Raw genomic sequence first — 24453 nt, 5'->3', positions numbered from 1 at the left:
ATAAAAAGTATAAGAAGTAAAAACAGAAAAATAAGGCCAACGGAATGTTGACCTTATTTGTGATGATAGGCGCTAAGCGTCTAAAATAGACGAGGGTAGTATCAGTTTACTCCGCAGGTATCGTCGTACGGCGTACAGGATTGGTGTTTTGCGGATCGACATTGGCTTCTCTGGCGGCATCGCCGGTGCTCGATTGGCTCGTCACGCGTTCAGCTGACGCTTCAGGTAGACCTAGACCCATATTAATACCAGTAGTACGTTTTGGAGACATATTTAACGGGGTGTTAGCATTAGTACTCGCGTTGGCTGCTGCCGCATTGTTGCTCGGCAATCTTAATTGGCTGGCATTACGGATAACTTGAGTTTTGGTGGCACCATTGTAATCGCCTGTCGCAACTGAGGTGTCTTTATTAAAACGGTTCAATTGCCCAAAGGTCAATTTATTCAACAAAGAGCGCTCACGTTTGGTATTCAATTTAACGCGTCCATCAGCGCTTAGCATGTTTGGATAGTTAATCTGCAATAGCGTTTTATATTCTTTAGCCAAGTCATTAAGACCGAGTTTTTCATGGCTATAAGCCAGTACCGCAATAGCGTCAGGCACAGATTCGCTTAATGGATAGTATTGGAACACCCACTTGGCACGGTTTACAGCCGCGACATAGGCTTCGCGCTCAATATACCAATTCGCCGCGCTCATCTCGCTTTCGGCAAACTGATTATAGATAAAGGTCATACGCTGAGCGGCATCTGGCGCATAAGGGCTGTTAGGGTATTTATTGATAAGCTCTTGGAAATTGGCAAAGGCAATACGCAAATACGCGGTATCACGCTCAGCTTGATTGAGCTTAAACAGTTTTAAACCCTCTGACGAGCCTTGCATATTGGCCACGCCGCGTACGTAGTAAGCATAGCTGACTTGCGGATTAGACGGGTACAAATTAATAAATTGCTCAGCACTGGCTGCAGCGGTCTCAAACTTGCCGCTTTCATATTGAGCGTACATCATATCGAGCAATGCTTGTTCGGCATATTGTCCGGTTGGGTAAAAGGTGCGCAGATTGGTCAAATCTTCAACAGCTTGCGTATAGCGACCTTTATCAATCTGGGCGATGGCGTCATTATAGTAACGCTGCTCTGACTTCTCAGCAGTTTCAACCGCATCCACGTCTTTACCGCCGGTTAGGTTTTTAAACGTTTGACAACCCACCAAGTTGATACTTAGGGCAAGTAGGGTGATTGAGGACAGTTTGATAAACGTATTGCCAACAGCTTGCATACTTCTTCTCCGACACAAGACGCGTAATAGCAGCGACGCTATTAGGCTAAATAATAAAAGGATAATAATGAAAAAACGATGCTTGCGGCATCCGTTAACTGTCTATTAATGAGTAGGCGCTATAAATAAGTACACTCATTAGCAACAGAATTTTTATCGAATGCAGTTTTGCTCGTATGAATAAAATATATTTATTTTAAAAATTCAGTGCCACAGCATACAGCAAAACATGGCTTACTTTATAGAATAACCTTTGCTTCGTCTATTTTTTCGTTATCTATTTTGTAGTTAAACGGCGAATGCTTTATGTCTGGTTACGCTAATGCTTTATGTATGGTGGCCATGGTGACATTGTTCCGTAGTGTAGCATGAGCCGCTGTCACGAGCGATAATGAATATGGCTGACAGGGACAAATATACAGTAAATTACAGCCATGTTATATTTTAGAGAGTTAATCTAGCGAATAACGCCCAGTATATGACGGCTGAGAACCTGTCGCATGGTCATGATAAAATCATAGATAACGCGCAGCTTCTGTAGGGCTTAGGCGTTCAGCATGTTACACTATGACGATGTGACTTTTGCTTTTTTTGCCCGCACTTATTTTTGCCGGTCAGCAAGCGTTAGTCTGCTCTCTTATGAAGTCGGCTTACAAAACAATGTAAGCGACTTTACCATGTATGAATCCGCTATGAATAATGATGCTATGACGACCAATTTACCTAAGAATCAACCGCTAGATGCTAATATATCACCATCAACATCAACATCAGAAACGCTATCTGCGCAAGAGTTATCCGCGCAACAGTTAGCCATGAAAACTTCACCAACGAAAGGTTCACCCGTGCAAAAATCGACGATGCCAAATGAGTTATTAGAGGATAATGAGCTGCTTGCTGACCATGAAAGTGCGCCTGATGAGCAGATGCAAGAGCTGTCCGATGATGATGAGCTAGATGAATTGGTGGATGGTGAGCTACTTGAAGAAGATGAGGACGGCGATGATGCAGCGTCAGTCGCTGGGCAAGCCGTCCCTGTCATCGTTGATGTCACACATACGGTAGTAGAAGAGGAAGCGGGTTTACGTATTGATAAATTGGCGTCAAAAGTATTTACCGACTTTTCGCGTGCCCAGCTACAAGGCTGGATCACTGACGGCAGCTTACTTTATAACGGTAGTGTGCAAAAACCAAAAATCCGTGTCAAAGCCGGTGATATCTTACATTTATCGACGACCCTGCAGCAACATAGCGAAGATCAACCAGAAAATATCGACATTGAGGTGGTTTATGAAGACGACGATGTCTTAGTAATTAATAAACCTGTTGGTATGGTTGTACATCCTGGCGCTGGCAATCAAACCGGCACTTTGGTGAATGCGCTACTGTATCACTACCCGCAGCAGCACCATTTGCCGCGTGCCGGACTGGTACACCGTATTGATAAAGATACCTCGGGGCTATTGCTAATCGGTAAAACCAAGCCCGCGCAAATGGCCTTGATGGAGCAGCTCAAAGACAAGTCCGTCTATCGTCATTATCAATGTGTGGTAGCAGGGGATGCAGCAAGTTTACTGCGTCATCGTCGTATTGACGCGCCCATTGGTCGCCATCGCAATCAGCGTACCAAAATGACCGTGATGACCGCAGGACGCGAAGCAGTCACCCATTTATTAACCGTGACCCCGCTTAACGATAACTACTGTCTGCTAGATGTCAGTCTGGAAACAGGGCGTACGCACCAAATTCGAGTGCATCTTAGCCATATTACGTATCCGATAGTCGGTGACCGTGTCTACGGTGGTCGTCGTCAATTGCGTGCCGGTTTAACAGAAGCGCAGCGTCAAGCGATTAATAATTTCCCGCGCCAAGCATTGCACGCTTATACCTTGGGTTTCGTTCACCCAACGACAGGCGAAGATATCGAAGTCACCACACCCATCCCTGAAGATATGCAGCAATTGATGGCAGTCTTAAGCGATGGCTATGACGAAGAATAATCATTCATGACTTCATGATGTTTATTTAAAAAGTATAAATTAGCGCTAATGCCTTAATAACGATAATGATAACGATAATGAGAAGTGTGGTAAATCGACCATGACTAGCACAATAAACAAGCTTCCTATTACCTTGCTCGCTCAGCTTGATGAATTGGCTATTTTCCAAACGGCTGCTTTTATCAGTGACGATAATGCTGACGCTATTGCTGCGAATTTAAAAAGCCAGGCAAGTTATGGGGCGCTAAATTTAGGCTTGCATGTTAATGACAATGCAAAGACGGTCTTAAACAATCGCATGCATCTGCTGAGCGCTATCAATGAGCAATTGGCAGCAACACAGCGCCAGCCTATTGATAGCCTGCACTGGCTCAATCAGGTTCATGGTAAGCAGATTCATGATATCGATGCGACTGCGCTGGCTATGCGTCCGCTCGACGCCGATGCCATGGTCAGCTGCCAAGCGGAATTAGGGCTTGCGGTGATGACCGCCGATTGTGTGCCGATAGTCTTATACCAACCGGCAACGGGGCAGATAGCCGCCATACATGCAGGCTGGCAAGGGCTGGCATGCGGTGTTATTAAAGCGACGGTTGAACGCTTTAGCAGCTCTGAACCAATCATGGCGTGGATTGGGGTTTGTATCAGTCAAGAAAATTATGAAGTCGGCAGGCAAGTACGAGATAAGCTGTTAACAGGTTGTATCGAAAATCAAACCTTAGCAGCGCAGCATCTAGAGAGCTTTGAAGAACGTTATGTCTTAGCTTCTGAAGCGGATAAAATTAAGCTGAACTTACCACAATTGGCGGCTGACCAATTAAATGCAGCAGGTATTATAGTTAGCAATGAGGCGGCTATACCTTGTAGTTATGCTGACCCGCATTATTATTCTTATCGACGTCAAACGCATCTTCAGCAGCCTGCGACAGGACGTATGGCATTGGTCATTGTTCGCAGCCTTGCTGTTTCTTGATGCAAACAATTGGCAATAGTTTTTAAGTAATGAAGCGCATTATATTGATAATGCAATAAAAGAATAGCAGGCTAATGATAAGCCTGCTATTTTTTTGTTTTATTAAGACGACATTTGATGAATTAGCATACAGAATCATTAGATTTTGGCACAGACAGCCCGAATAAAGGACGCAGATATAAGGCTAAAAAAGTCCCTGCCATCGCCATGATGCCCCATATATAACCATGAGCACTAAAAGAGGCGATACCGCCGAAGTAAGCACCGATGTTACAGCCGAATGCCAAACGTGCGCCATAACCCATCATTAACCCGCCAATCACCGAAGCGGCGAAATTCCCCAAAGTAATCTGAGTGAATTTGAATAAACCACCCGCTGCTGAGGCAATAAAAGCGCCAATGATAATGCCGATATTCATGACTGTGGTCGAATCAGCGAAAATAGACGCATTTAATGCAGCGGCATTCGCCCCTTGCCAATAGCCCCAGTTGGCAACATCAACACCAAAACTGCTGGCGATTTTCGAGCCCCACAATGAAAATGCAGAAGTAATGCCCCATGGTTGACCACGCGTGAGCAAGGTTAAAGCATTTAATATGGCTAAGACAATGGCGGCTGCGAATAACGGCCAAGAACCTCGAAAAATACGTCTCCAACCTGACTCAGTTGGAACGGGAGCCATCTTTGGAGCCTTGGTCTTTTTCTCAACAACGAGCGTAACCCAAGCAATCAAAGCAAACAGGACCAAAGACAATACCCAAGCACCGCTATAACCAAGACCGGTAGAGGTGGCTAACGAAAAAGGCGCAAAGGACGGCATCTCTTCTGTCCAAAACGGCAGATGATAAGCACCTATGGTCGCGCCAATGACGAAGAAAATAAAGGTGATAAACATCACCGAACGTCCGCCACCTACTGCGTAAAGCGTACCAGAAGCACAGCCGCCGCCAAGCTGCATGCCAATACCGAATACAAAAGCGCCGACCAGTAAACTGACACCGACTGGCGACACATAACCTGCGACCGAGCCGCCAAAAATCGTCGTTCCATAAGCAAGAATGGGCGCAAACAACGTAACTGCAACGGCCAACATCAACATATGAGAGCGCATGGCTTGCCCATTACCAACCGACATCAGACGTCTAAAGGCAGAAGTAAAACCAAAGCGGGCATGAAATAGGGTATAGCCGAGCAATAAGCCGATAGCAAAAAGAAGCGGCTGGGCGGTAGTCTGGGTAATAGACAGATAGACCAACAGGATAAAACCAACAATAACACCAGCTATTATCAATGGTTTTTGTGGATTATTTAAAGCCAGCGTCTCTTTAGCAATAGGCTCTCGTGTATCGTTCACGGGCTGAACGCTCGTCGTTATAGTCGTCAAGGGAATCACATCCTTCTCTGATATAATATTTCAGAGTTCATTGTTCATGGTTTGTATCATTGGTTATGATAAGGTATTTGGAATATCCAACAGATTTTTCTAGGTATGATTGAATAAGGGCTATATGATAGACCCGTTTTAAAGAATCACTACAAGAAGAGCGGGAATAATTATATTCATATATGGAATAAGTAGATAAAAATCAATGAATGGTAGGGTATGGAGATATTGAGCCGATATCTTTTTTTCGCTGTATTTCGCTATGCTTCTCTGTATATAGTCATTTCAATAACTATATCATCCATTTAATTTTGCCTTTACGTTCAGCGTCTAAAAATAGCGCGGCTCAGTGAAGGTTGAATTTATCAAAGCTTGCCTCATATCAATGAATTAATGCGTCCGCTGTCCTATATAATAGCTAGCTGCTACATAACAGTAGCCACCTAAAGTATTTATAATAAAAATTATTGAACATTTTGCAGCATCACTACTATCCACCCAATCCATTATTAGAGTTCGTATGACTACATCTATCACGCCTTCCTTAGCTTCCACGGACAATCCGCCTAACGTATCGATGGCTGTCATCTACCATAGTAACTACGGACATACTAGACGTGTTGCCGAAGCCATAGTGATGGGCGCGCGCCAGCAATTGCCGGACGCACAAGCCAAAGCGGTCGATGTTCATGATGTCGATTGGGAGTTTTTGGATCAGGCGGATTTACTGGTTTTTGGTAGTGCCGTATATATGGGCAGCGTGACGGCAGGCTTTAAGACCTTTATGGATGAGACATCCAAGCGTTGGTATCATCGTAAATGGGAAGGTAAGTGGGCCGCAGGCTTTGCCAATTCAGGCGGTCTGAGCGGCGATAAGCTTGCCGTCTTGCAGCAGATTTGTCTTTATACCATGCAGCATGGAATGAATTGGATAGGTCTGCCGCTTATGCCAACCGGTCATGAAGCGCATGATTTAAATCGTCTTTCAAGCTTTTTGGGTTTGATGACTCAGTCGCTAGATGGTCCACCTGAAGAAACCCCAGGGAAGGGCGATATTGATACAGCTATCTGGTTTGGTGACCATTTGGCGAAGACCATTATTAAGCATCAGCCTAAACAGCAGATGGAAGCCGCTAAAAACTAGCCTAAGCAGTCACTCAGGCGCTATCAGTATTTTGAATGCTTTATGAGGCGCAAAATAAAAAAAGCAGATATCAAATCGATATCTGCTTTTTTTATTGAGCGTTATTTTGTGTTGCTACCTTTTTAACCACAATGGTTCTAGTAACATTATTATCAGTGATAAAGGGATTATCAACAGTATTCTTAGCAGGGATAATCATAACTGATGCGGTGGTAGGGGTAGAGACGTTTTTATTCGGCACAGTGGTTAATGGCCGGTCTTTAACAGCGAAAGTTTTCGCAGGGAGATTTTTGACAGGAATTGGGCTTTCGACAAATTGAAAAGATTGGCAACCTGTCAGAGGTATCGTCGCTGCAAGTAGACATATAAAGGCAAATGATTTCATAAGGACATCTCGGGCGCTAGTTGGTGACGTTAAAAATGATGAGCGACGTTAAAATAATGCGCGACATTAGCATGGCGCTTATCATAAACAAAACAATGGGGAATACAAAAGGCTATTTATTATTAAGGTGGATATCATAAGTAAGCTAGAGAGAACAGGGTATATAACGATAAAGAAAGGCGATTGACCCTAAGCGCTATGTATCTATTATGTACACTTATAATTGATAATGATAAGCAATAAAGCCGAAATTTAGCAGATAAATTGTTTTATATATTCGTTTTTACGGATAAAATTAAGAGTTATTAGGCTTTAGTGATTGTTTTCTAAAGGATTTATCTAATTATTTATAATTATAATATAAAAATACATATTAATTTATTCCAAGGTAGTAGCGCTAAAGCGTTTCTTTAAGTTTTGTAAAAAAATGCAGCCAATCCGTTACTATTCAAGTAATAGTCGTGAAATAGTCTTACATTAGTGAGGTGAGTAGACATTCTTTAGCAACTATCTTTATTAAGTTGCTTTTATCACCCTCTTTTATGAAGCATTTACTGGACGATTTGCTACCTCATTTAATGGATTATGCATTGGGCATTATAAGTCATCAGTTATAAAAACTTGCCCAATATCGAATGTCTTATTCCAACAATAATTACAACACCCTAGGTGCCAGCTATATGAGGATATTATGAAGCCACTTTCTGTGATGTTATCGATGCTTGTCATTGGTATTACCTCCAGCGCCGCAATGGCTGAAGGTGTTAACCTTCCTAATGCCAACTTACCCAATGCCAGCTTGCCTAATGTAAGCCCTGCCAATAGCGAGCTTGTCAACCGCGGTGCATATATTGCCCGTGCTGCTGACTGTATGGCATGCCATGGTGAGGATTACACCGGCGGCACAGCGATTGAAACTCCGATGGGAGAGATTTATTCAACCAATATTACCCCCTCGAAACGTTACGGTATCGGCGATTATACCGAAACGGATTTAAAGAACGCTTTGCAAAAAGGCCGTGCACCAAGCCACATGCTGTATCCTGCCATGCCGTATCCTTCTTATAGCGGCATGAAGGAAGAAGATATCAGCGCATTGTTTGCTTATTTGCAAACCGTACCGGCCGTCGATGAAGCTCCGAAGCACAAAACCAATTTACCCTTTCCTTTTAACATTCGCAGCTTAATGCTTGGCTGGAATTTTCTCAATGTACCGTCTACCGAAAAGCGCGACGGACTGAACGAGACCCAAAAACGCGGTGAATATCTGGTCAATAATCTAGAGCATTGCGGTACTTGTCATACCCCGCGTAATAGCACCATGGGTTTCGATAAAAAAATGTATCTATCAGGTGCTCAGCTTGGGCATTGGCATGCGCCAAATATCACGCCCGATGAGTCGAGCGGTATCGGTAGTTGGAGTGAGCAAGATATTATCACCTATCTACGTACCGGTGAGTTAGACCAACGCGCTTATGCGGGTGGCCCTATGGGTGAGGCGGTTGCGCATAGTACCCGTTATCTAAAAAATGAGGATTTGAGTGCCATTGCCTCGTATCTAAAAGCGATACCAGCCATTCAAACAGAAGATAAGGTCTCGGCTGTTGATGTGTCACGCTTGCCAACGCCCGTCAATGAATCTATCACTCATGATCTACTTGCGCAAAAAGATTATTTAGCCCAAGCAAAAACAGAGGTGAGTAATGGTAGCAATTCGCCAGAATCGCTATATCTAGCAGCATGTGGTAGCTGTCATGGTGTCGATGGTTACGGTCAGCCTGATGCGCGTTATGCGCCCATCGTGGGACTCAGCAGTATTCGCCGCGAAAAGCCTGATGCCCTCGTTAATATGATATTGCATGGGGTAGAGGGAGCAACTGATACGTCACCTATCATGCCGGGGTTCTCAGAAGAGCTGAATAGTGAACAGATTGCTGGCATTGCCAACTATGTACGTGTCAATTTTGGTGGGCTTGCTAACAGTGAGGTCAGTGCTGCTGATGTCGATCGCATCGCTAACACAGGGGTGGATAAACCTTTCTTAATCAAGTACGCAGGTTTATTGGCAATCATCGGTATTCTCGTCGCTATTGCGGTCATTATATTTATTATACGAGCCATTTTACGTTCTAAGCGCCGCCGTTAATTCGAATTTCGCTATTTGTAATGACTTTGATTGCCATGGTTTTGATTTAACTACGTTCAATTGACGTCATACAAATAGCAAAAAACTCAATCAAACAGCGGATTAGTAAGCTTATAAATGCGTTTTAGGCAGTTATTATAAGACGGCTATTATCAAACAGTTATTATAAGACAGGGATTAACGGCAATACGGTAGCGCAGGGCAGCTTGGCAAATAAACGCAGAATTAAGCCAAGCTGATAAATAGCATAAATACTGATAAATAAAGATAGGTGTTTATCAATAAAACCAGTGTCTAAGAATCAGTTTCTAAGCACCCGTGTTTACCGTCATGCACGAACGTCTACTTTAAGGATATTATTATGAAAGACATGCTTCAATCACCAACGCGGCGCCAACTGCTCTCGATGATTGGTAAAACAGCGGGCGCAACCGCGATGTATCAGGCAATGACGACGTTAGGATTTGCCTCAGAATCGAGCTTTAAAGAAACCATGGACCTTAAGGGTGCACCGCCGGGCGCTAGTATCGTCATTCTTGGCGCCGGTCTTGGCGGCCTAACCGCGGCTTACGAGCTACGTAAAGCGGGCTATGATGTCAAGGTGCTCGAGTTCCAAAACCGTGGTGGCGGTCGTAGTTGGACGCTCAATAGCGGTGACAAATATACCGAGCTTGGCGGCGAAGAAGTCACCTGCGATTTTGAAGAAGGTAACTATTTTAATGGTGGACCATGGCGTCTGCCAAGCCATCACTATGCCGTTTTTCATTATTGCAAACAGTTCGGCGTTGAGATGCAGCCTTTTATTCAGACCAATGACCGCGCTTATCTGCATCGTAGCACCCATTTTAATGGTGTGCCGCAGCGCTTGGGTGATGTAAAAAACGACATCCAAGGGCATGTATCAGAGTTATTATCAAAAGCGGTCAATGTTGGCGGTCTTGATCGTTCGGTTAATAAAGAAGACAAAGAAAAGCTCCTAGAAGGCTTAAAAGGTTGGGGGGTACTCGATAAAGACTATCGCTACCGTGCCAGCAATGCGACCAGTAAGCATCGTGGTTATAGTGTTTTTCCGGGTGGCGGCTTGATGCCTGATGAAACCCCATCAAAGCCTTTGCCTATCAGTGAGATATTAGATTCAGGCATGTGGGCTGATATTTATGGCAACCATATGACCTATGCGCATCAGCCAACCATGTTTCAGCCTGTTGGCGGTATGGGTAAAATCGGTGATGCATTTACCCGCGAATGCCGCGATATGATTGAGTTTAATGCCAAAGTGACCAAGATTCATCAAGATGAAAGTGGCGTTACCGTTGATTATGTCGACAGCAATAGCCCAAATGGCGCGACCAAAACCATTCGTGCTGATTGGTGTGTGTGTAATATTCCTTTAACGGTACTGACCCAAATTGATATCAACGTCTCAAAACCGATGAAAGAGGCGATGGCAGCTGTGCCTTACGAGACTTCTTATAAAGTGGGCTTAGAGTTTAATCGCCGCTTTTGGGAAGAGGATGAGTGGATCTATGGCGGCTTGACCTATACCGATATGCCGATAGCGCAGATTGCTTATCCTTCAGAAAATATGTTCAAAGACGGTACAGGTGTGTTGTTGGGCGCGTATGGCTACGGCCCAACTTCTTATAAATTTAATACCTTAACCCCGCAAGAGCGTATCAATGTCGCGCTGGCTTACGGTAAGTATATCCATCCTCAGTATCCAAAAGAGTTCCGCGCCGGTACATCAGTAGTATGGCACCGTATCCCGTGGACACTTGGTTGTTATGGTATTTGGAATGAGTCGACTCGTCGTCAGCATTATGACACCTTGTGTAGTATTGATAATCGTATTGTACTCACGGGCGAGCATTGCTCACACATTCCGGCATGGCAAGAAGGCGCTATTTTATCTGGTATGGATGCCGCCAAGCGCCTACATAAAAAAGCAAAAATGCTGGGTTAATATGAATAACTATAAAAATTCAGAGGCTATCATGGACAATGCAATCGTGAATAAGGCAGTCGTGAAGAAAAAAGTCATGAAAAAAATGACCCCCAAACTGCTGACTGTGATGCTGCTAAGTTTGCTGAGCAGTGCAGCGCTTTTAGGCTGTAGTCAACAGTCAGATGATGAAGTGACCATCTCTACAGTACAAGATCAAGACTCCTTGACAACCAATGACTATCAAGCAAGTCGTAATACGGGGGCGTGGGGCGGCGTATATATGAGCCGTGAGGAACTTGCTGCCCCTGCCATCAACATCGTTGATAACAGCTCACTTCCCACTATGGATAGCGATCCAAGTATTGCCGAATGGGAAGCCAAGTTTGAAGGCACGAATGCTTTTGTGACGACAGATGGTAAGAAACTGTATCACGACTCTTGTGCCGCTTGTCATATGCATAAAGGCGAGGGTGCTTATGGCGCAGGTTATTATCCGCCACTGGCTGATAACAGTAAGATGCAATCGAAGTATTACATCATTGATATCTTGATTAATGGCTTTCGTGGCATGCCATCCTTCCATAAGATGATGAATGACGAGCAGATGGCGGCGGTCACTCAGTATGTGGTCAGTGATTTAAATGGTTATACTGATACGGTTACCGCTGAAGATGTGGCACAGCTAAGACACGCGGTTCCGCCAGCCAGTGATCCTAGTGATGAGTAATGCAATGAGTTAATGTTTTAGTGCTTATTTTTAGTATAGTCAGTTCAAAATAAAAGCGTGACGTTATAGCTGTGTGCGACTGGTATAAATTTTTCTTGCTTGCTGCTATCACAGAGCCTACGAAAAATTCATCCCAGTCGCACTGTATCGATTTTAAAGTAATTCTACTCTATCACTGATTATTACTATAAAAGTCGCTCTATTATTCCAAGCTAAAAAAAGCGCCTAATGATTTATTAGGCGCTTTTTTTTATATTTAGAGATTTGATTTCTAGGATTTTCTTAACTGGTAAAATGACAAGTTAATAAATTCATAAGCTATTTAGGGCTCGCTGACCAAACTGGCGAGCGGATAGTACCCTGACCAGATTTACCAAATGATTCGCCACCATTCAATGACTTGATGGTCAGTACGCCTTTACCGCCTTGCTTTGAGGCGTAAACCACGCGCTTACCATTGGGCGAAAAACTTGGAGCTTCGTCGATACCAGTATTGCCCAAATTGGCAGTGACCGCGCCGCCACTGTTCATGATGGCAGCTGAGCGACCACTTAAAAAGGCAATTTGTGAGCCATCGCTACTGAACTGCGGGCTGGTCGCATAACCACTGCTTGATACTTGAGTCGTACGTCCTGAACCAAATTCATAACGATAAATGCGCGGTTTGTTAAACCCTGCACGGTCACTGACGAAGACAAAAGATTTGCCATCAGGTGCATAGTTCGGCTGCACTTCACTACTTGGCCAATTGGTGATACGTCGAGGCGTACCGCCGCTGGCGCTCATCTCATAAATATCAGCACTGCCTTCAAAGCTGCTAGAAAACAGTATCTTGCTACCGTCGGGTGAAAATGAAGGGCTAAGATTGCTACCAGGGAAGGGCGTTAATGGTGTCGCACCGCCGCCGCTCACGCTTTGTACATAAATAACAGGGTAAGACTTATCGCGCTGCACTGAATAAGCGATACGATTGCCGTCAGGTGACCATGTAGGCGAGAAGATAGAGCCTGCCACCTCGGTAATGGTTTTGGCATTTTCGCCATCAGCATCCATCACTTTTAGGCGCGATATTTTCTCTTTGCCAGTGCCAATCTCTTCGATATAAGCAATGCGCCCTGAGAAGTCGCCGGGAATGCCTGTGATAAGCTCATATACTTTATCAGCGATAACGTGACCTGCATAACGCATGCTTTCTTTATTATTATCAGCAGTTAAAGTTTGCTTACCTTCTATCACGCGCCCAGATTTGATATCGATGACTTCATAATCGGTGACGACTTTGCCGCGATTACTGCGCGTGCTACCGACCACAAGATAAGGGATACCCATGCTTTGCCATACAGGTAGTGTGCCTGCTAACTCGCTACTACTACGCGGCTGCTGCGGTAGGTTTTGACTGGTGACTTTCAGCTCTGTTTTGCTCAAATCGTTTAAGACAATAGACGATAAGGTCGTGTCACCAGCAAAGGGCACAAAAGCCACTTGGTTTTGCTGCACCGGAATCTCATAATCCAACTCTAGAACGACGGGTGCTGCAAAGACGCTAGGAGCAAGCAATAAGCTTGAGGTGCTGGCAAGTAAAGAGAGGCATAGTTTTTTATGGATGCGCATGACCAAATCGAACTCCTAGGTTGGGATAATGTTTTTTAAAGGCAGTAAACTGACGATAACGATAATATCGCCGCATATATAGGTTGCGTTAGCTAAAGTTAGCAATAATATCGTCTTAGGGCAACTGATTAATTGCTGCCCTTAAACTGTATGGTAAAGGTAGGATATTTAGGATCATCGGCGTCAATTGGTAAGCTGCCGGTATTCAACACCGCCTGCTTAGCGGCTTCATTGACCGCGCTATCAGGTCCTGAGGCAGAGACGTTAACCACATTACCACTGGCATTGACAGTGATGGTTAAGGTGGCGCGCTGAGTCGAGCCTTTCGCTGCCGTCGGTGGATTATAGTTGCGTTTGATGAGGTTGATAATTTCACTATTGCTGGCACCGCGGCTGCCACTTGATGCCGAGCGGCTACTGCCTTTTGCGGTACTTGAAGTCGTGGCGTCACCAGATAGCATCGACTGTCCATCATCTCCTAAGCTAAGCGTTTGACCTGCGCTACCAGAACTACCGGTATTGATTTCTATATTTCTATCATTGGCCGTAGGGCGTTTAATCTTAGGCGGATTATTTTGCTTATTACGAAAATCTCCTAGCCTTTTTTGCTCTTCAATAAGCTGTTGTTTCTTATCTTGTTCAATTTGCTCATGCTCTTCTAACACAGATTCATCTAACTGCGCTGCCCACTCCGCCATATTACGCTCATACTCTTGAGTTTGCTCAAGTAGGCGTTGGTGCTGCTCTTCACTCATTAGCATAGGGCGACTAGCGGAATCATCAGAACGGGTAAAAACAGGCACGCGCTGAGAATTGGGCTGCGTTGGGCTATCGTAGCTGACGCTGCCATCAGTACTATTTGCTGGCATATTACTGGATGAGCCGCTTGCACCGCTGTCGGCTTGCATGGCGCTGGCCGCTGCAGCACGATTGGCAAGTATCTGTCCTTGCATCTCAGCCAATTGTTCAGGGGATATCATGACGGTCTCAATAGTGCCCGCGGTCTCGACTTCCATATTCTGATAGCTATAAATTAGGATGCCAATCACAAGACCATGTGCCAGTAAACTGAGCAACGTAGGCAAGGTTAGCCCGTTACCTTCAGGTTCGGTCGGCACATAAACGGTTGGCGCATTACGCATGGCACTGATACTCAAGGATATGGTAATCAAAAACAGGATGCTTAAACATAGGGCACTCAAAAACAGAGCATTCAAGAACGTGAGACTGAAAAAAGAGCTTCATCAAATTATCTACTTTATTATAACCAACTGAGCTAAAAGTGGGCGGTCTTATAATGAGGGCGCGTTATTATAATGAAGGCGCTGGTAATGGCGCGCCTGTCAATAGCCCTACCTTTTGGATGCCTGCTTGTTGTAAAGTTGCCATCAGAGTCATGATAGCGCCATACTGATTGTTTTGATCGGCATTGATCATTACCTGTAAAGGTTGTGCACCCACTTCGCTACTTTGATTTTGCAGATTGGATAATGTATCAATCAGCTCCGGCTCGCTAATCGGCAAGTCGATATTGTTCTCATAACTGATAAAAATCTCGCCACTGCCCGTTAACGACACAATCACGGGTAGCTGACTTTGGCTCATGGTATTGGTTTGCTCTTTTGGCAAATCAACGTCGACGCCCGTAATCAGCATCGGCGCTGTGACCATAAAGATAACAAGCAGCACTAGCATTACGTCGATATAAGGAACAACGTTCATCTCCGCATTGAGCGCTTTTTTCTCACGGCGATAGGGACTTTGTTTCATAGACCGGTTACCTGACTGCTTTGATTAACTTGGCTGACTTGGCTAACTTGCGTACTAGGCTGCGGATTTTCGATACTGGTTTCGCGTTGTAGCATCCCCGTCATCTCATCACAGAATAAAGCACGTGAGTCATATAGGCGGCTTGATTTGGCGGTAAAATGGTTATAAGCCAATACCGCAGGAATAGCGGCAAACAAACCCATGGCAGTGGCAATCAAGGCTTCAGCGATACCGGGCGCAACAGTCGCTAGGGTCGCTTGTTCGCTTTGCGACAGTCCCAAAAAGGCATTCATGATGCCCCAAACGGTGCCAAATAAACCGACATAAGGTGCTACCGAACCAATACTTGCCAGCGTCGTCAATCCTGATTCTAACAACTGCTGCTGACGTCCCAAGCCAACGCGAAGCTTACGTTCAACGCCATCGATGATGTCATCTTTAGGCTGGCGTTTTTTATGCATTCTTAAATATTCAGAAAACCCAACATAAAAAATCTGCTCAAGCCCTTGGCGCTCAGGCGAACCTTGCACGCCTTGATAAAGCTTCGCCAAATCTTCTCCTGACCAAAACCAAGTTTCAAACTGCTGGTCGAAATTTTTGGCCGTACCCAAACGGGCACTCATACGAAAAATAATCACCCAACTAAGCAACGAGGCTAATAATAACAATGCCATCACAATCTGTACCAATAGACTGGCTTGGGTGATGAGGTCGACAATATTTAATGATTCAGGCATGGGTTAGGCTCATGGGTAATTAATAATAACGGCTTTGATTTTAATGGCTAAATGCTTATAGCGGCTAGGGGCGGGTAGCATTTTCACAACATGCTGATTCTGCCTCCTCGCTATAACCCCGTAGTGTACTGTGAAATGATAAAAAGGTCATTTATTAAAGTGTTAAATGTAAATTTAATCGTTGGTGCAAAAATTATAATAGTGAATGGTTTTTATAAGGCTGTCGATATAGTCAGCTAATTGTGCCCATTAACTTAAAAAGCGTGACATTAATTGAAATTGTAAGACAATTTCACTAGAATGTAATTGTTTGTTGCTATCGCTTTTCATGGTGGCTCTGCATTTGCCAAAGTTATATGTGGCTAAAGGATTAAAAACATCATCTCGAATCTTAGTTTGTAAGCGTCATTTATAGTCGCAATTTGGAAGCGTCATTTATCGTCGCAATTTGGATGTATTTTTATATGTTTGATTTAAAAGCAGCATTGATGGTCGCTATTGCAAAACGGCGCTTATCAACGCAGGTGGATAATGATAATTTACTTACTGCTATTTGGAAGCGACTCTTATGAACGCAATCGAACGCTATTTTGGGATCAACGGTGAAAATACCACGATCAAAACAGAGGTTTTAGCTGGTGTAACCACGTTTTTAACCATGGCTTACATCATTTTTGTCAACCCTAACGTACTTGCTGACGCTGGAATGGATAAAGGCGCGGTATTTGTTGCCACCTGTCTTGCCGCCGCTATTGGTTGTTTTATCATGGGGTTTTATGCCCGCCTGCCAGTCGCGCAAGCCCCAGGTATGGGACTCAACGCCTTCTTTACTTATGGCGTGGTTTTGGGCATGGGCTACAGCTGGCAAACGGCGCTTGGCGCGGTATTTTTGTCAGGTTGTATCTTTGTCCTACTAAGCTTATTTAAAATCCGTGAAATCATCATTAATTCTATTCCAGACAGTATCAAACAAGGCGTTGTCGCTGGTATTGGTGCATTTTTGGCGTTTATCTCCATGCAAACTGCTGGTGTCATCGTTAATAACGATGCGACATTGGTAGGTCTTGGTGATATGACAGCATTTGCGCCGGCAATGGCAGCACTTGGTTTTATCATTATTGTTGGTTTGTCTCACAAAAAAATACCAGGTTCGGTCACTATTGGTATTTTACTGGTAGCGCTTATCAGCCTTATCACCGGTAATACCCAGTTTTCAGGTATTATCTCAGCGCCGCCGTCTATTGCTCCAACATTTATGCAGCTTGATATCGCTGGTGCGTTTGATGTAGCAATGATTAGCGTTATCTTTGCCTTCTTATTTGTGGATTTATTTGATACGGCAGGTACGCTGATTGCAACCACCAGTCAAGCAGGTCTGATTGGTAAAGATGGTAAAATCCCTAATATGGGTAAAGCGCTGCTAGCAGATTCGACGGCGACTGTAGCAGGTACTTTACTGGGTACCTCATCAACGACCAGTTATATCGAAAGTGTCTCAGGTATCGCCTCCGGTGGTCGTACTGGATTAATGGCTGTGACCGTTGGCGTGCTATTTTTACTCAGCGTGTTCTTCTCACCGCTTGCTGCCATGATTCCTGGTTATGCGACAGCAGGGGCTATCTTTTACGTAGCAGTACTGATGATGGGCACATTAAAAGACGTTAAATGGCATGACTTAACAGAAGCGGCGCCAGTCGTGGTGGTCTTGTTATTTACGCCTTTGACCTATTCTGTTGCTGACGGTATTGCGCTTGGCTTTATCACCTATACCGCTATCAAGGTAGTCGCTGGTAAATTCTCTGATGTGAGTATTCCTGTTTGGCTTTTAACAGCCGTATTATTGATTAAGATTATCTTCTTATAAAATATTAGCTAGTGTATTCACCATAAAAACCCTCTTTATCTACTAAACTGATAAAGAGGGTTTTTTATAGGAAAATCATAGGTAAAACGTGAATAAGTGGGATAGGAAAACCCTAATTATTTCTGCAAAAAACCAGTTAAATCAGCATCAGTAATCTAGATATATAACCAAATCGTGATATTTACTGTGATGTTAATAACCAATTGTTTTTAAACCATATTCTGCTTGGTTAAAATAAGTAACAGCGTGCGTTTGACGCTTTTTTTATGCTACCATGACTAAGCTAAGCGCATCACCTCAATCAACGCCGTAGAGGTTTTTCTTACAGTGAATTTGCGTCATATAAGATGACAGATACGGTTTTATTAACACGATACCGTATCTGAGCATCACTCTCCATTCACTACTAACAAGAAGAAGGCACTAATGCCGCTTAGCTGTTCGTTGTTGCCTTTATATTGTTAACGTAGCCCGTTTAACACTAAAACGACCTACTTGACCGCGTCCAGCCTATGCTGGATTTTCTCGTTTTGTGATGGTGTGGTTTGGCCTTTTGATTATTGCTGTAAATATTCATCGACGACTATTATTTAATTTAATCATGTATTCAATTTAATGATGGTTATAAGTATTTTTCAAAAATAATCAGAATTTTTACCACGCTATTTATTATGGTTTTTAAACGATAGTTATGGAGTTGTTATGAACCCAGTAGACCAGTTTACCCCGCAAGAGCCGATTTTATTTAAGCCGGCAGATTTGCTAGCGCCAGACTATATTGCTCAGTCGTCAGAAACGCTGCATGCCCGTATCTCACCTTTATATAGCGTCGATGAAGAACGTTGGTTGTCAGAATTGTTGCCCCTTGCCAAACCGACTGATAGCGAACGTGAAGCGGCTGCCACACAGACGCGCCAACTGGTCGAGCACGTACGTAATGATGGCAAAGCTGTGAAAATGGTTGACTCATTATTACTTGAGTACAGCCTCGATACCCAAGAAGGTATCTTGCTGATGAGCTTGGCAGAGGCATTGATTCGGGTGCCGGATAACTATACTGCCGATGCGCTGATTCATGACAAAATGAGTGTGGCTGATTGGAAAAAGCACATAAAAAATGACAATGGCTTCATGGTCAATGCCTCGACATGGGGCATGATGATGACCGGCCGTGTGGTCAGTATTGATAGCAATACTACGGCTTCAGGGTTTTTGGACCGCATGACCAAAAAGATGGGTGAGCCGGTCATTCGCAGTGCGATGCAAAAAGCCATGCGTATTATGGGGCATCAGTTTGTATTGGGTGAAACCATTGAAGGGGCGAATAAAAACAGCCAACCATATCGTAATAAAGGCTATACCTATTCATTTGATATGCTAGGTGAAGCGGCCATTACCCATAAAGATGCTGAAAAATACTTCAACGATTATCTGCATGCGATTAAAGCAACTGCCAGTATCAAAGTTAAAGAGGGTATGCCGAAGCCGTCAGTATCTATTAAGCTGTCAGCCTTGCACCCGCGCTATGAAGCGACCCAAGAAGAGCAAGTCATGGGTCTATTGCGTCAACGTTGTCTATTGTTGATTGAAGCGGCGCGTGAAGTTAATGTCGATATCAGTATCGATGCCGAAGAAGCCGATCGCCTTGAGATTTCTCTGAAACTATTTGAGTCTCTATATCGCGATAATTTAACCGCTGATTGGGATGGCCTAGGTATCGTAGTCCAAGGTTACTCTAAACGCGCGATTGCTATTTTAGTGTGGTTAGCACGCTTGGCAACTGAAGTCGGCGATCGTATTCCAGTACGTTTGGTCAAAGGTGCTTATTGGGATACTGAGATTAAATTGGCGCAGCAAAAAGGTCTATCTGGCTATCCTGTGTGGACACGTAAAGAAGGTACCGATACTGCTTATCTTGCTTGCGCGCGCTTCTTATTGTCTGAGCATCTGCGTGGGCTCATCTGGCCACAGTTTGCTACGCATAACGCGCACACGCTAGCGTCGATTATGACCATGAGTGCGCATAGAGACTTTGAGTTTCAGCGTCTACATGGTATGGGTGATGCGCTGTATGACCATATCTTGCAAGCTTATCAAATTCCGGTACGTATCTATGCACCGGTTGGCGCCCATAAAGATTTATTACCATATTTGGTACGTCGATTGCTTGAAAACGGTGCCAATAGCTCGTTTGTCCATCAATTATTAGACAAATCTTATCCCATTGATAAGCTAACCGTGCATCCATACGACAAATTATTGACCAATGATACTTTACATAACCCTGATATTCCGCTGCCGTTAGATATCTATGGCGAGCGTCGTGCCAGTTTCGGTCCCAATATTTTTGTAGAGTCGCAATGGCTACCGTTTAAAGCTGCTATTGATAGTCATCTGCATAAAACGTGGTCAGCAACTTCTATTATCAATGGTAAAGCGGTTGATGAATACGAAGCGGATGGTAAGACTCATCAGCTTGAATCTCAGAAAGTGCGTGCACCTTGGAATCATGAAGTCATCGCTGGTGAGGTAAAATATGCCAATGCGGAATTGGCGGTGCAAGCTATCGATGCGGCAGTAGCAGGGCAAAGTGCGTGGCAAGCAGTCCCAGCCGCGAATCGTGCTGCTATATTGCGCAAGGTGGCGGACTTATATGAAGAAAACTATGCTGAACTGATGGCGCTCTGCCAGATTGAAGCCGGTAAAACCATGCAAGACGGTATCGATGAAATCAAAGAAGCGGTTGATTTTTGCCGCTTTTATGCCGACGAAGCAGAGCGTTTAGACGATGTGGTGCATGAGTTTACTGATTTAACAGGTAAACCCTCGCGTCAGGTTTATAAAGCGCGCGGTACTTTCGTATGTATCAGCCCTTGGAACTTCCCATTGGCTATTTATACCGGTCAAATCGTAGCAGCACTAGCAGCAGGCAATACTGTTGTGGCAAAACCTGCCGAGCAGACCAGCTTAATCGCTCATTTTGCTGCGCAGTTAATGTATCAAGCTGGGGTTCCAGCCGAAGCATTACAGTTAGTGACGGGTGCGGGCGATGTTGGCGGTGCTTTGACAGCTGCTGATAATATCGCAGGCGTTATTTTTACCGGTTCAACCCAAACGGCGCAGCGTATTAACCAAAGCTTAAATAATCATGTGCAAGCCAGTGGCGAGCTACCGGTCTTTATTGCTGAGACGGGTGGTCAAAATGCCATGATTGTTGACTCAACCGCACTACCTGAACAGGTGGTTAAAGATGCGGTATTGTCAGCCTTTGGCTCGGCAGGTCAGCGTTGTTCAGCTTGTCGTATCTTATGCGTGCAAGAAGAAGTCGCGGATAATTTAATCGAATTGCTACAAGGGACTATGGCAGAATTGGTCGTCGGTAATCCACTATACGTCACCACAGACGTAGGTCCGGTGATTGATGCGGATGCCAAGCACAGTTTGGAGGCGCATATCGAACGTATGAGCGCTGAGCCAACCGCAACTATTTTGGCGCAGACGCCTATGAGTGCAAGCTCGGTTGTTAGCGAAGAGCATTCTACCTTTGTTTTGCCAACGGCGATTGAGGTTAAAAGTATCGATGTCATCGGTGGCGAGCATTTCGGTCCGATATTGCATGTACTGCGTTATCAAGCGCCTGATCTGAATAAGCTTATCGATGCCATTAACGGGACTGGTTTTGGTTTGACTTTAGGTATTCATAGCCGTATTGAAAATATTGCTGAGCATATAGAGCGCCGTGCGTTTGTTGGTAATACCTACATCAACCGTAACCAAATCGGTGCCGTTGTAAACGTTCAGCCATTTGGTGGCTGTGGTCTATCGGGTACGGGTCCAAAAGCGGGTGGTCCACATTATGTGGCGCGTCTCATGCAGCTGCAATCTGAGTCAATAACGACTGAATCACTCACTCAAACACAAATCGCATAAGGAGTAGCAAGATGGCGACTGAATTTAAAAAGAATCATGCCCAAGTTTGTGAATCTTGGCGATTACTTGGCGCGGTCAATCGCGCAACGTATCTACAAGCAGCCATTGCAAAGTTGGCCTTGCTAACTGGCGATGTCAATAAAGCAAAGCGTTTATTCAATCATTTATTAAGTGCTGCGCCAAGCTTAGATGAAGTGCAGCGTATGACGGGCGCGACGGGTGAATCCAATGATTTATACGTGACCGCTCGTGGCAAAACCATGGTCATCGGTGGTGAGTCTGCGCGCGCAATGGCAGTACTTGGGCAGCTTATAGCCGCATTATTGACTGGCAACGAGGTGATACTACATTGCCCAAGCCAAGATGAGATGTGCAATGAGGCTGCAAAAATACTGTATGAGACAGGTATTAGTGATGATGTATTGAGTGTGGCGAACGATTCGCAAACCGTGACGCTGTTATATATTGATCGTCTGGCGCAAGTGGCTGTCGCTGGTAATCAAAGCGAAGTCCAAACGATTAGCCAAGAGCTTGCTAATACTGACGGCATTTTGACGCAAGTCATTGCTGTCACTGACATGGAAGGACTGTCAGAGATGCTGACGCCTGATTATCTCTATCGCTTTGTCACCGAACGGGTAAGAACCATTAATACCACAGCGATTGGTGGTAATGCTAGCTTGTTGGAGCTTGGCACAGAGTAAAGTTTTTATAGGTAAAAGTTTAGAGGTTTTAGTAGATAAAATAGAATCTCACACATAACGGTCAGTAATTGTTTTCCAAGCGTTTTGGGAAATGATTACTGACCGTTTTTTTTATAGTCTTTTTTAAGATATTTATTATTTTGCTTAGACGTTAAAAAACCTTTTAAATCCATGGTTTTTTAGCTTGTAGGGAAACAATAGTGGTGATACTATAAATAAAACCTGACCAAATAGTCATCTTTTTAATTGATATTGTGACCAATAATAAGGTGGGGAATTTAACTAGAGCAGCCTACAACTATTAACAAGGATTGTTAATAGATTTAAGGTCATATTAATCAAGGATGATTAAAATGTCTCAATCTTTAGAGTCTCAAAAAAATGCCGAGTTGATGTATCAGCTCAATGACAAGCCTAGCTTTTGGCCGGCAAGTTTCGCCGCTTTACAACATCTGCTAGCTAGTATCGTCGCTATTGTCACTCCTACCTTGATTGTCGCCGGAACCTTGGGTTTGGGTGATTACGTTCCTTATCTAATCAGCTGCGCGCTCATCTCCTCTGGAATTGGCACTTATATTCAATGTAAAAAAATAGGCCCTATAGGCGCGGGCATGCTCAGTTTGCAAGGTACTAGCTTTGCTTTTTTAACCGCTATTATCGCTGCTGGACTGATTGTAAAAGGGCGGGGTGGTTCACCAGAAGATATTTTGGCTACTATTTTTGGGGTTAGTTTTTGTGCCGCCTTCGTTGAAATTGTTCTTAGCCGCTTTATTCATAAATTAAAAAGAATATTTACCCCTGTGGTCACTGGCACTATTATTATTCTCATCGGTGTTCCGCTGATTGAAGTTGCCATGACTGATATTGCAGGCGGTTTTGGCGCCGAAGATTTTGGCAGTTTGCAAAATCTGTTTTTAGGTATGGTTGTGCTAGTATCGGTGATTGTATTTAACCGCTCAAAAAACCCATTATTAAGACTTTCCTCTATTGTCATTGCCTTAATCTTAGGAATGTTAGCTGCCTTTTTCATGGGCAGATTAGACTTTTCTTCATTAAACAATGTCGGTTTTATTACCATTCCTATCCCATTCAAATTTGGTTTTCAGTTTGATATCACCGCTTTTATTCCATTAGCTATCCTGTATTGTGTCAGTGCCCTTGAAACGACGGGCGATCTCACAGCCAACGCGGTAGTATCAAAAGAACCTGTCAAAGGCCCTGTCTATCTTAATAGAATTCAAGGCGGGGTATTGGCAGATGGGGTCAACTCTATGATTGCTGCCACCTTAAACAGCATGCCGTCGACCACCTTTAGCCAAAATAACGGCGTCATTGCGCTTACGGGCGTCGCCAGCCGTCATGTCGGTATTTATATTGCGGCTCTTATGATTATCATTGGATTGTTTCCTATCTTTGGCGCCATATTGCAAACCATGCCGCAGCCAGTACTTGGTGGCGCAACATTGGTTATGTTTGGGACAGTAGCGGTAGCTGGTATAAAAGTATTGGCTAGCGCTAAGCTTGACCGCCGTGATATGTTGATTATTGCTACTTCTGTAGGCATCGGTATCGGCGTATCTATGGTGCCTGAGGTGTTGTCACAACTGCCTGAATCAATACGTAACGTGCTGATATCGCCTGTCGCAATAGGAGCGATCACTGCCATTGCATTGAGTTTATTTTTACCAGAAGATACCCAAGACGCTGATATATAAAAGTAAATATTTAATAGAAGTGTGATTGGTAAATATTATTGTGTGATAGCTATTACATATTAATTGATTGGTTTGCGCCATCAAGCAAGTGTTTATATTAACACTCTATGTAAACTGTTTAATTTCACAAAGCCCAAT

Annotated in this window: 17 protein-coding genes; 10 read left to right on the top strand and 7 right to left on the bottom strand. The window is 44.1% G+C overall.

What is annotated here, in order from left to right; all coding sequences use genetic code 11:
* Positions 1–106 precede the first annotated feature (106 nt).
* Positions 107–1279 (bottom strand): outer membrane protein assembly factor BamD, encoded by a 1173-nt coding sequence (locus JMX50_RS04360; RefSeq protein ID WP_201628571.1) that lies wholly within the window; start codon positions 1277–1279, stop codon positions 107–109.
* 935 nt (positions 1280–2214) lie between these two features.
* On the opposite strand from JMX50_RS04360, the gene JMX50_RS04355 reads away from it, so the two are divergent.
* Complete coding sequence (locus JMX50_RS04355; RefSeq protein ID WP_413786814.1) at positions 2215–3279, top strand: RluA family pseudouridine synthase; 1065 nt, start codon at positions 2215–2217, stop codon at positions 3277–3279.
* A gap of 100 nt (positions 3280–3379) precedes the next feature.
* Positions 3380–4252: a polyphenol oxidase family protein gene (locus JMX50_RS04350; RefSeq protein ID WP_201628570.1), complete on the top strand. Its 873-nt coding sequence runs from the start codon at positions 3380–3382 to the stop codon at positions 4250–4252.
* A gap of 122 nt (positions 4253–4374) precedes the next feature.
* Here the strand turns inward: JMX50_RS04350 and JMX50_RS04345 are convergent, their stop codons facing one another.
* Positions 4375–5637 (bottom strand): YeeE/YedE family protein, encoded by a 1263-nt coding sequence (locus JMX50_RS04345; protein ID WP_265088577.1) that lies wholly within the window; start codon positions 5635–5637, stop codon positions 4375–4377.
* A gap of 520 nt (positions 5638–6157) precedes the next feature.
* On the opposite strand from JMX50_RS04345, the gene JMX50_RS04340 reads away from it, so the two are divergent.
* Positions 6158–6781, top strand: a complete 624-nt coding sequence (locus tag JMX50_RS04340; RefSeq protein ID WP_201628569.1) for a flavodoxin family protein — start codon at positions 6158–6160, stop codon at positions 6779–6781.
* A gap of 91 nt (positions 6782–6872) precedes the next feature.
* Here the strand turns inward: JMX50_RS04340 and JMX50_RS04335 are convergent, their stop codons facing one another.
* On the bottom strand, positions 6873–7166 hold the full coding sequence (locus JMX50_RS04335; RefSeq protein ID WP_201628568.1) for a hypothetical protein: 294 nt from the start codon (positions 7164–7166) through the stop codon (positions 6873–6875).
* A gap of 691 nt (positions 7167–7857) precedes the next feature.
* On the opposite strand from JMX50_RS04335, the gene JMX50_RS04330 reads away from it, so the two are divergent.
* The 3 genes from JMX50_RS04330 to JMX50_RS04320 all read left to right on the top strand — a co-directional run bounded on the left by JMX50_RS04330 (position 7858) and on the right by JMX50_RS04320 (position 11984).
* Positions 7858–9312, top strand: a complete 1455-nt coding sequence (locus JMX50_RS04330; RefSeq protein ID WP_201628567.1) for a cytochrome c — start codon at positions 7858–7860, stop codon at positions 9310–9312.
* A gap of 361 nt (positions 9313–9673) precedes the next feature.
* Entirely contained in the window at positions 9674–11275 is a 1602-nt protein-coding gene (locus JMX50_RS04325; RefSeq protein WP_201618647.1) for a flavin monoamine oxidase family protein, read from the top strand.
* A 76-nt stretch (positions 11276–11351) separates the two neighbouring features.
* On the top strand, positions 11352–11984 hold the full coding sequence (locus JMX50_RS04320; RefSeq protein WP_201628704.1) for a c-type cytochrome: 633 nt from the start codon (positions 11352–11354) through the stop codon (positions 11982–11984).
* 318 nt (positions 11985–12302) lie between these two features.
* Here the strand turns inward: JMX50_RS04320 and JMX50_RS04315 are convergent, their stop codons facing one another.
* The 4 genes from JMX50_RS04315 to tolQ form a co-directional block, all read right to left on the bottom strand.
* Complete coding sequence (locus tag JMX50_RS04315; RefSeq protein ID WP_201628566.1) at positions 12303–13595, bottom strand: PD40 domain-containing protein; 1293 nt, start codon at positions 13593–13595, stop codon at positions 12303–12305.
* A gap of 128 nt (positions 13596–13723) precedes the next feature.
* Positions 13724–14767, bottom strand: coding sequence for a cell envelope integrity protein TolA (locus tag JMX50_RS04310; protein ID WP_227670905.1), 1044 nt, complete (start codon positions 14765–14767; stop codon positions 13724–13726).
* Between the two features lie 139 nt (positions 14768–14906).
* Positions 14907–15365: a protein TolR gene (gene tolR / locus JMX50_RS04305; protein ID WP_201563520.1), complete on the bottom strand. Its 459-nt coding sequence runs from the start codon at positions 15363–15365 to the stop codon at positions 14907–14909.
* Complete coding sequence (gene tolQ / locus JMX50_RS04300) at positions 15362–16102, bottom strand: protein TolQ (protein ID WP_201625686.1); 741 nt, start codon at positions 16100–16102, stop codon at positions 15362–15364. Before tolQ ends, tolR begins: the two co-directional genes overlap by 4 nt.
* Positions 16103–16670: 568 nt before the next feature.
* Between tolQ and JMX50_RS04295 the strand changes: the two genes are divergently transcribed.
* The 4 genes from JMX50_RS04295 (at position 16671) to JMX50_RS04280 (ending at position 24315) form a co-directional block, all read left to right on the top strand.
* The gene (locus JMX50_RS04295; protein ID WP_201628565.1) at positions 16671–17966 is read left to right on the top strand and encodes an NCS2 family permease; all 1296 of its coding nucleotides are present in this window, start codon (positions 16671–16673) and stop codon (positions 17964–17966) included.
* Between the two features lie 702 nt (positions 17967–18668).
* The gene (gene putA / locus JMX50_RS04290) at positions 18669–21896 is read left to right on the top strand and encodes a bifunctional proline dehydrogenase/L-glutamate gamma-semialdehyde dehydrogenase PutA (protein ID WP_201628564.1); all 3228 of its coding nucleotides are present in this window, start codon (positions 18669–18671) and stop codon (positions 21894–21896) included.
* Between the two features lie 11 nt (positions 21897–21907).
* A complete protein-coding gene (locus JMX50_RS04285) occupies positions 21908–22600 on the top strand; it encodes a 1-pyrroline-5-carboxylate dehydrogenase (protein WP_201628563.1) in 693 nt (230 codons plus the stop codon).
* Between the two features lie 353 nt (positions 22601–22953).
* Positions 22954–24315, top strand: a complete 1362-nt coding sequence (locus tag JMX50_RS04280; RefSeq protein ID WP_227670904.1) for a uracil-xanthine permease family protein — start codon at positions 22954–22956, stop codon at positions 24313–24315.
* Positions 24316–24453: the final 138 nt, after the last annotated feature.

Source organism: Psychrobacter maritimus, assembly GCF_904846345.1.
In the GTDB taxonomy this organism is placed as follows: domain Bacteria; phylum Pseudomonadota; class Gammaproteobacteria; order Pseudomonadales; family Moraxellaceae; genus Psychrobacter; species Psychrobacter maritimus.
This window is presented reverse-complemented; position numbering and strand designations above follow the sequence as displayed.

Excerpts from the sequence above, each read along its gene's own strand:
- JMX50_RS04360 (WP_201628571.1), bottom strand. The coding sequence starts at position 1,279 with ATGCAAGCTGTTGGCAATACGTTTATCAAACTGTCCTCAATCACCCTA.
- JMX50_RS04350 (WP_201628570.1), top strand. The coding sequence starts at position 3,380 with ATGACTAGCACAATAAACAAGCTTCCTATTACCTTGCTCGCTCAGCTT.
- JMX50_RS04340 (WP_201628569.1), top strand. The coding sequence starts at position 6,158 with ATGACTACATCTATCACGCCTTCCTTAGCTTCCACGGACAATCCGCCT.
- JMX50_RS04335 (WP_201628568.1), bottom strand. The coding sequence starts at position 7,166 with ATGAAATCATTTGCCTTTATATGTCTACTTGCAGCGACGATACCTCTG.
- JMX50_RS04330 (WP_201628567.1), top strand. The coding sequence starts at position 7,858 with ATGAAGCCACTTTCTGTGATGTTATCGATGCTTGTCATTGGTATTACC.
- JMX50_RS04325 (WP_201618647.1), top strand. The coding sequence starts at position 9,674 with ATGAAAGACATGCTTCAATCACCAACGCGGCGCCAACTGCTCTCGATG.
- JMX50_RS04320 (WP_201628704.1), top strand. The coding sequence starts at position 11,352 with ATGAAAAAAATGACCCCCAAACTGCTGACTGTGATGCTGCTAAGTTTG.
- JMX50_RS04315 (WP_201628566.1), bottom strand. The coding sequence starts at position 13,595 with ATGCGCATCCATAAAAAACTATGCCTCTCTTTACTTGCCAGCACCTCA.
- tolR (WP_201563520.1), bottom strand. The coding sequence starts at position 15,365 with ATGAAACAAAGTCCCTATCGCCGTGAGAAAAAAGCGCTCAATGCGGAG.
- tolQ (WP_201625686.1), bottom strand. The coding sequence starts at position 16,102 with ATGCCTGAATCATTAAATATTGTCGACCTCATCACCCAAGCCAGTCTA.
- JMX50_RS04295 (WP_201628565.1), top strand. The coding sequence starts at position 16,671 with ATGAACGCAATCGAACGCTATTTTGGGATCAACGGTGAAAATACCACG.
- putA (WP_201628564.1), top strand. The coding sequence starts at position 18,669 with ATGAACCCAGTAGACCAGTTTACCCCGCAAGAGCCGATTTTATTTAAG.
- JMX50_RS04285 (WP_201628563.1), top strand. The coding sequence starts at position 21,908 with ATGGCGACTGAATTTAAAAAGAATCATGCCCAAGTTTGTGAATCTTGG.
- JMX50_RS04280 (WP_227670904.1), top strand. The coding sequence starts at position 22,954 with ATGTCTCAATCTTTAGAGTCTCAAAAAAATGCCGAGTTGATGTATCAG.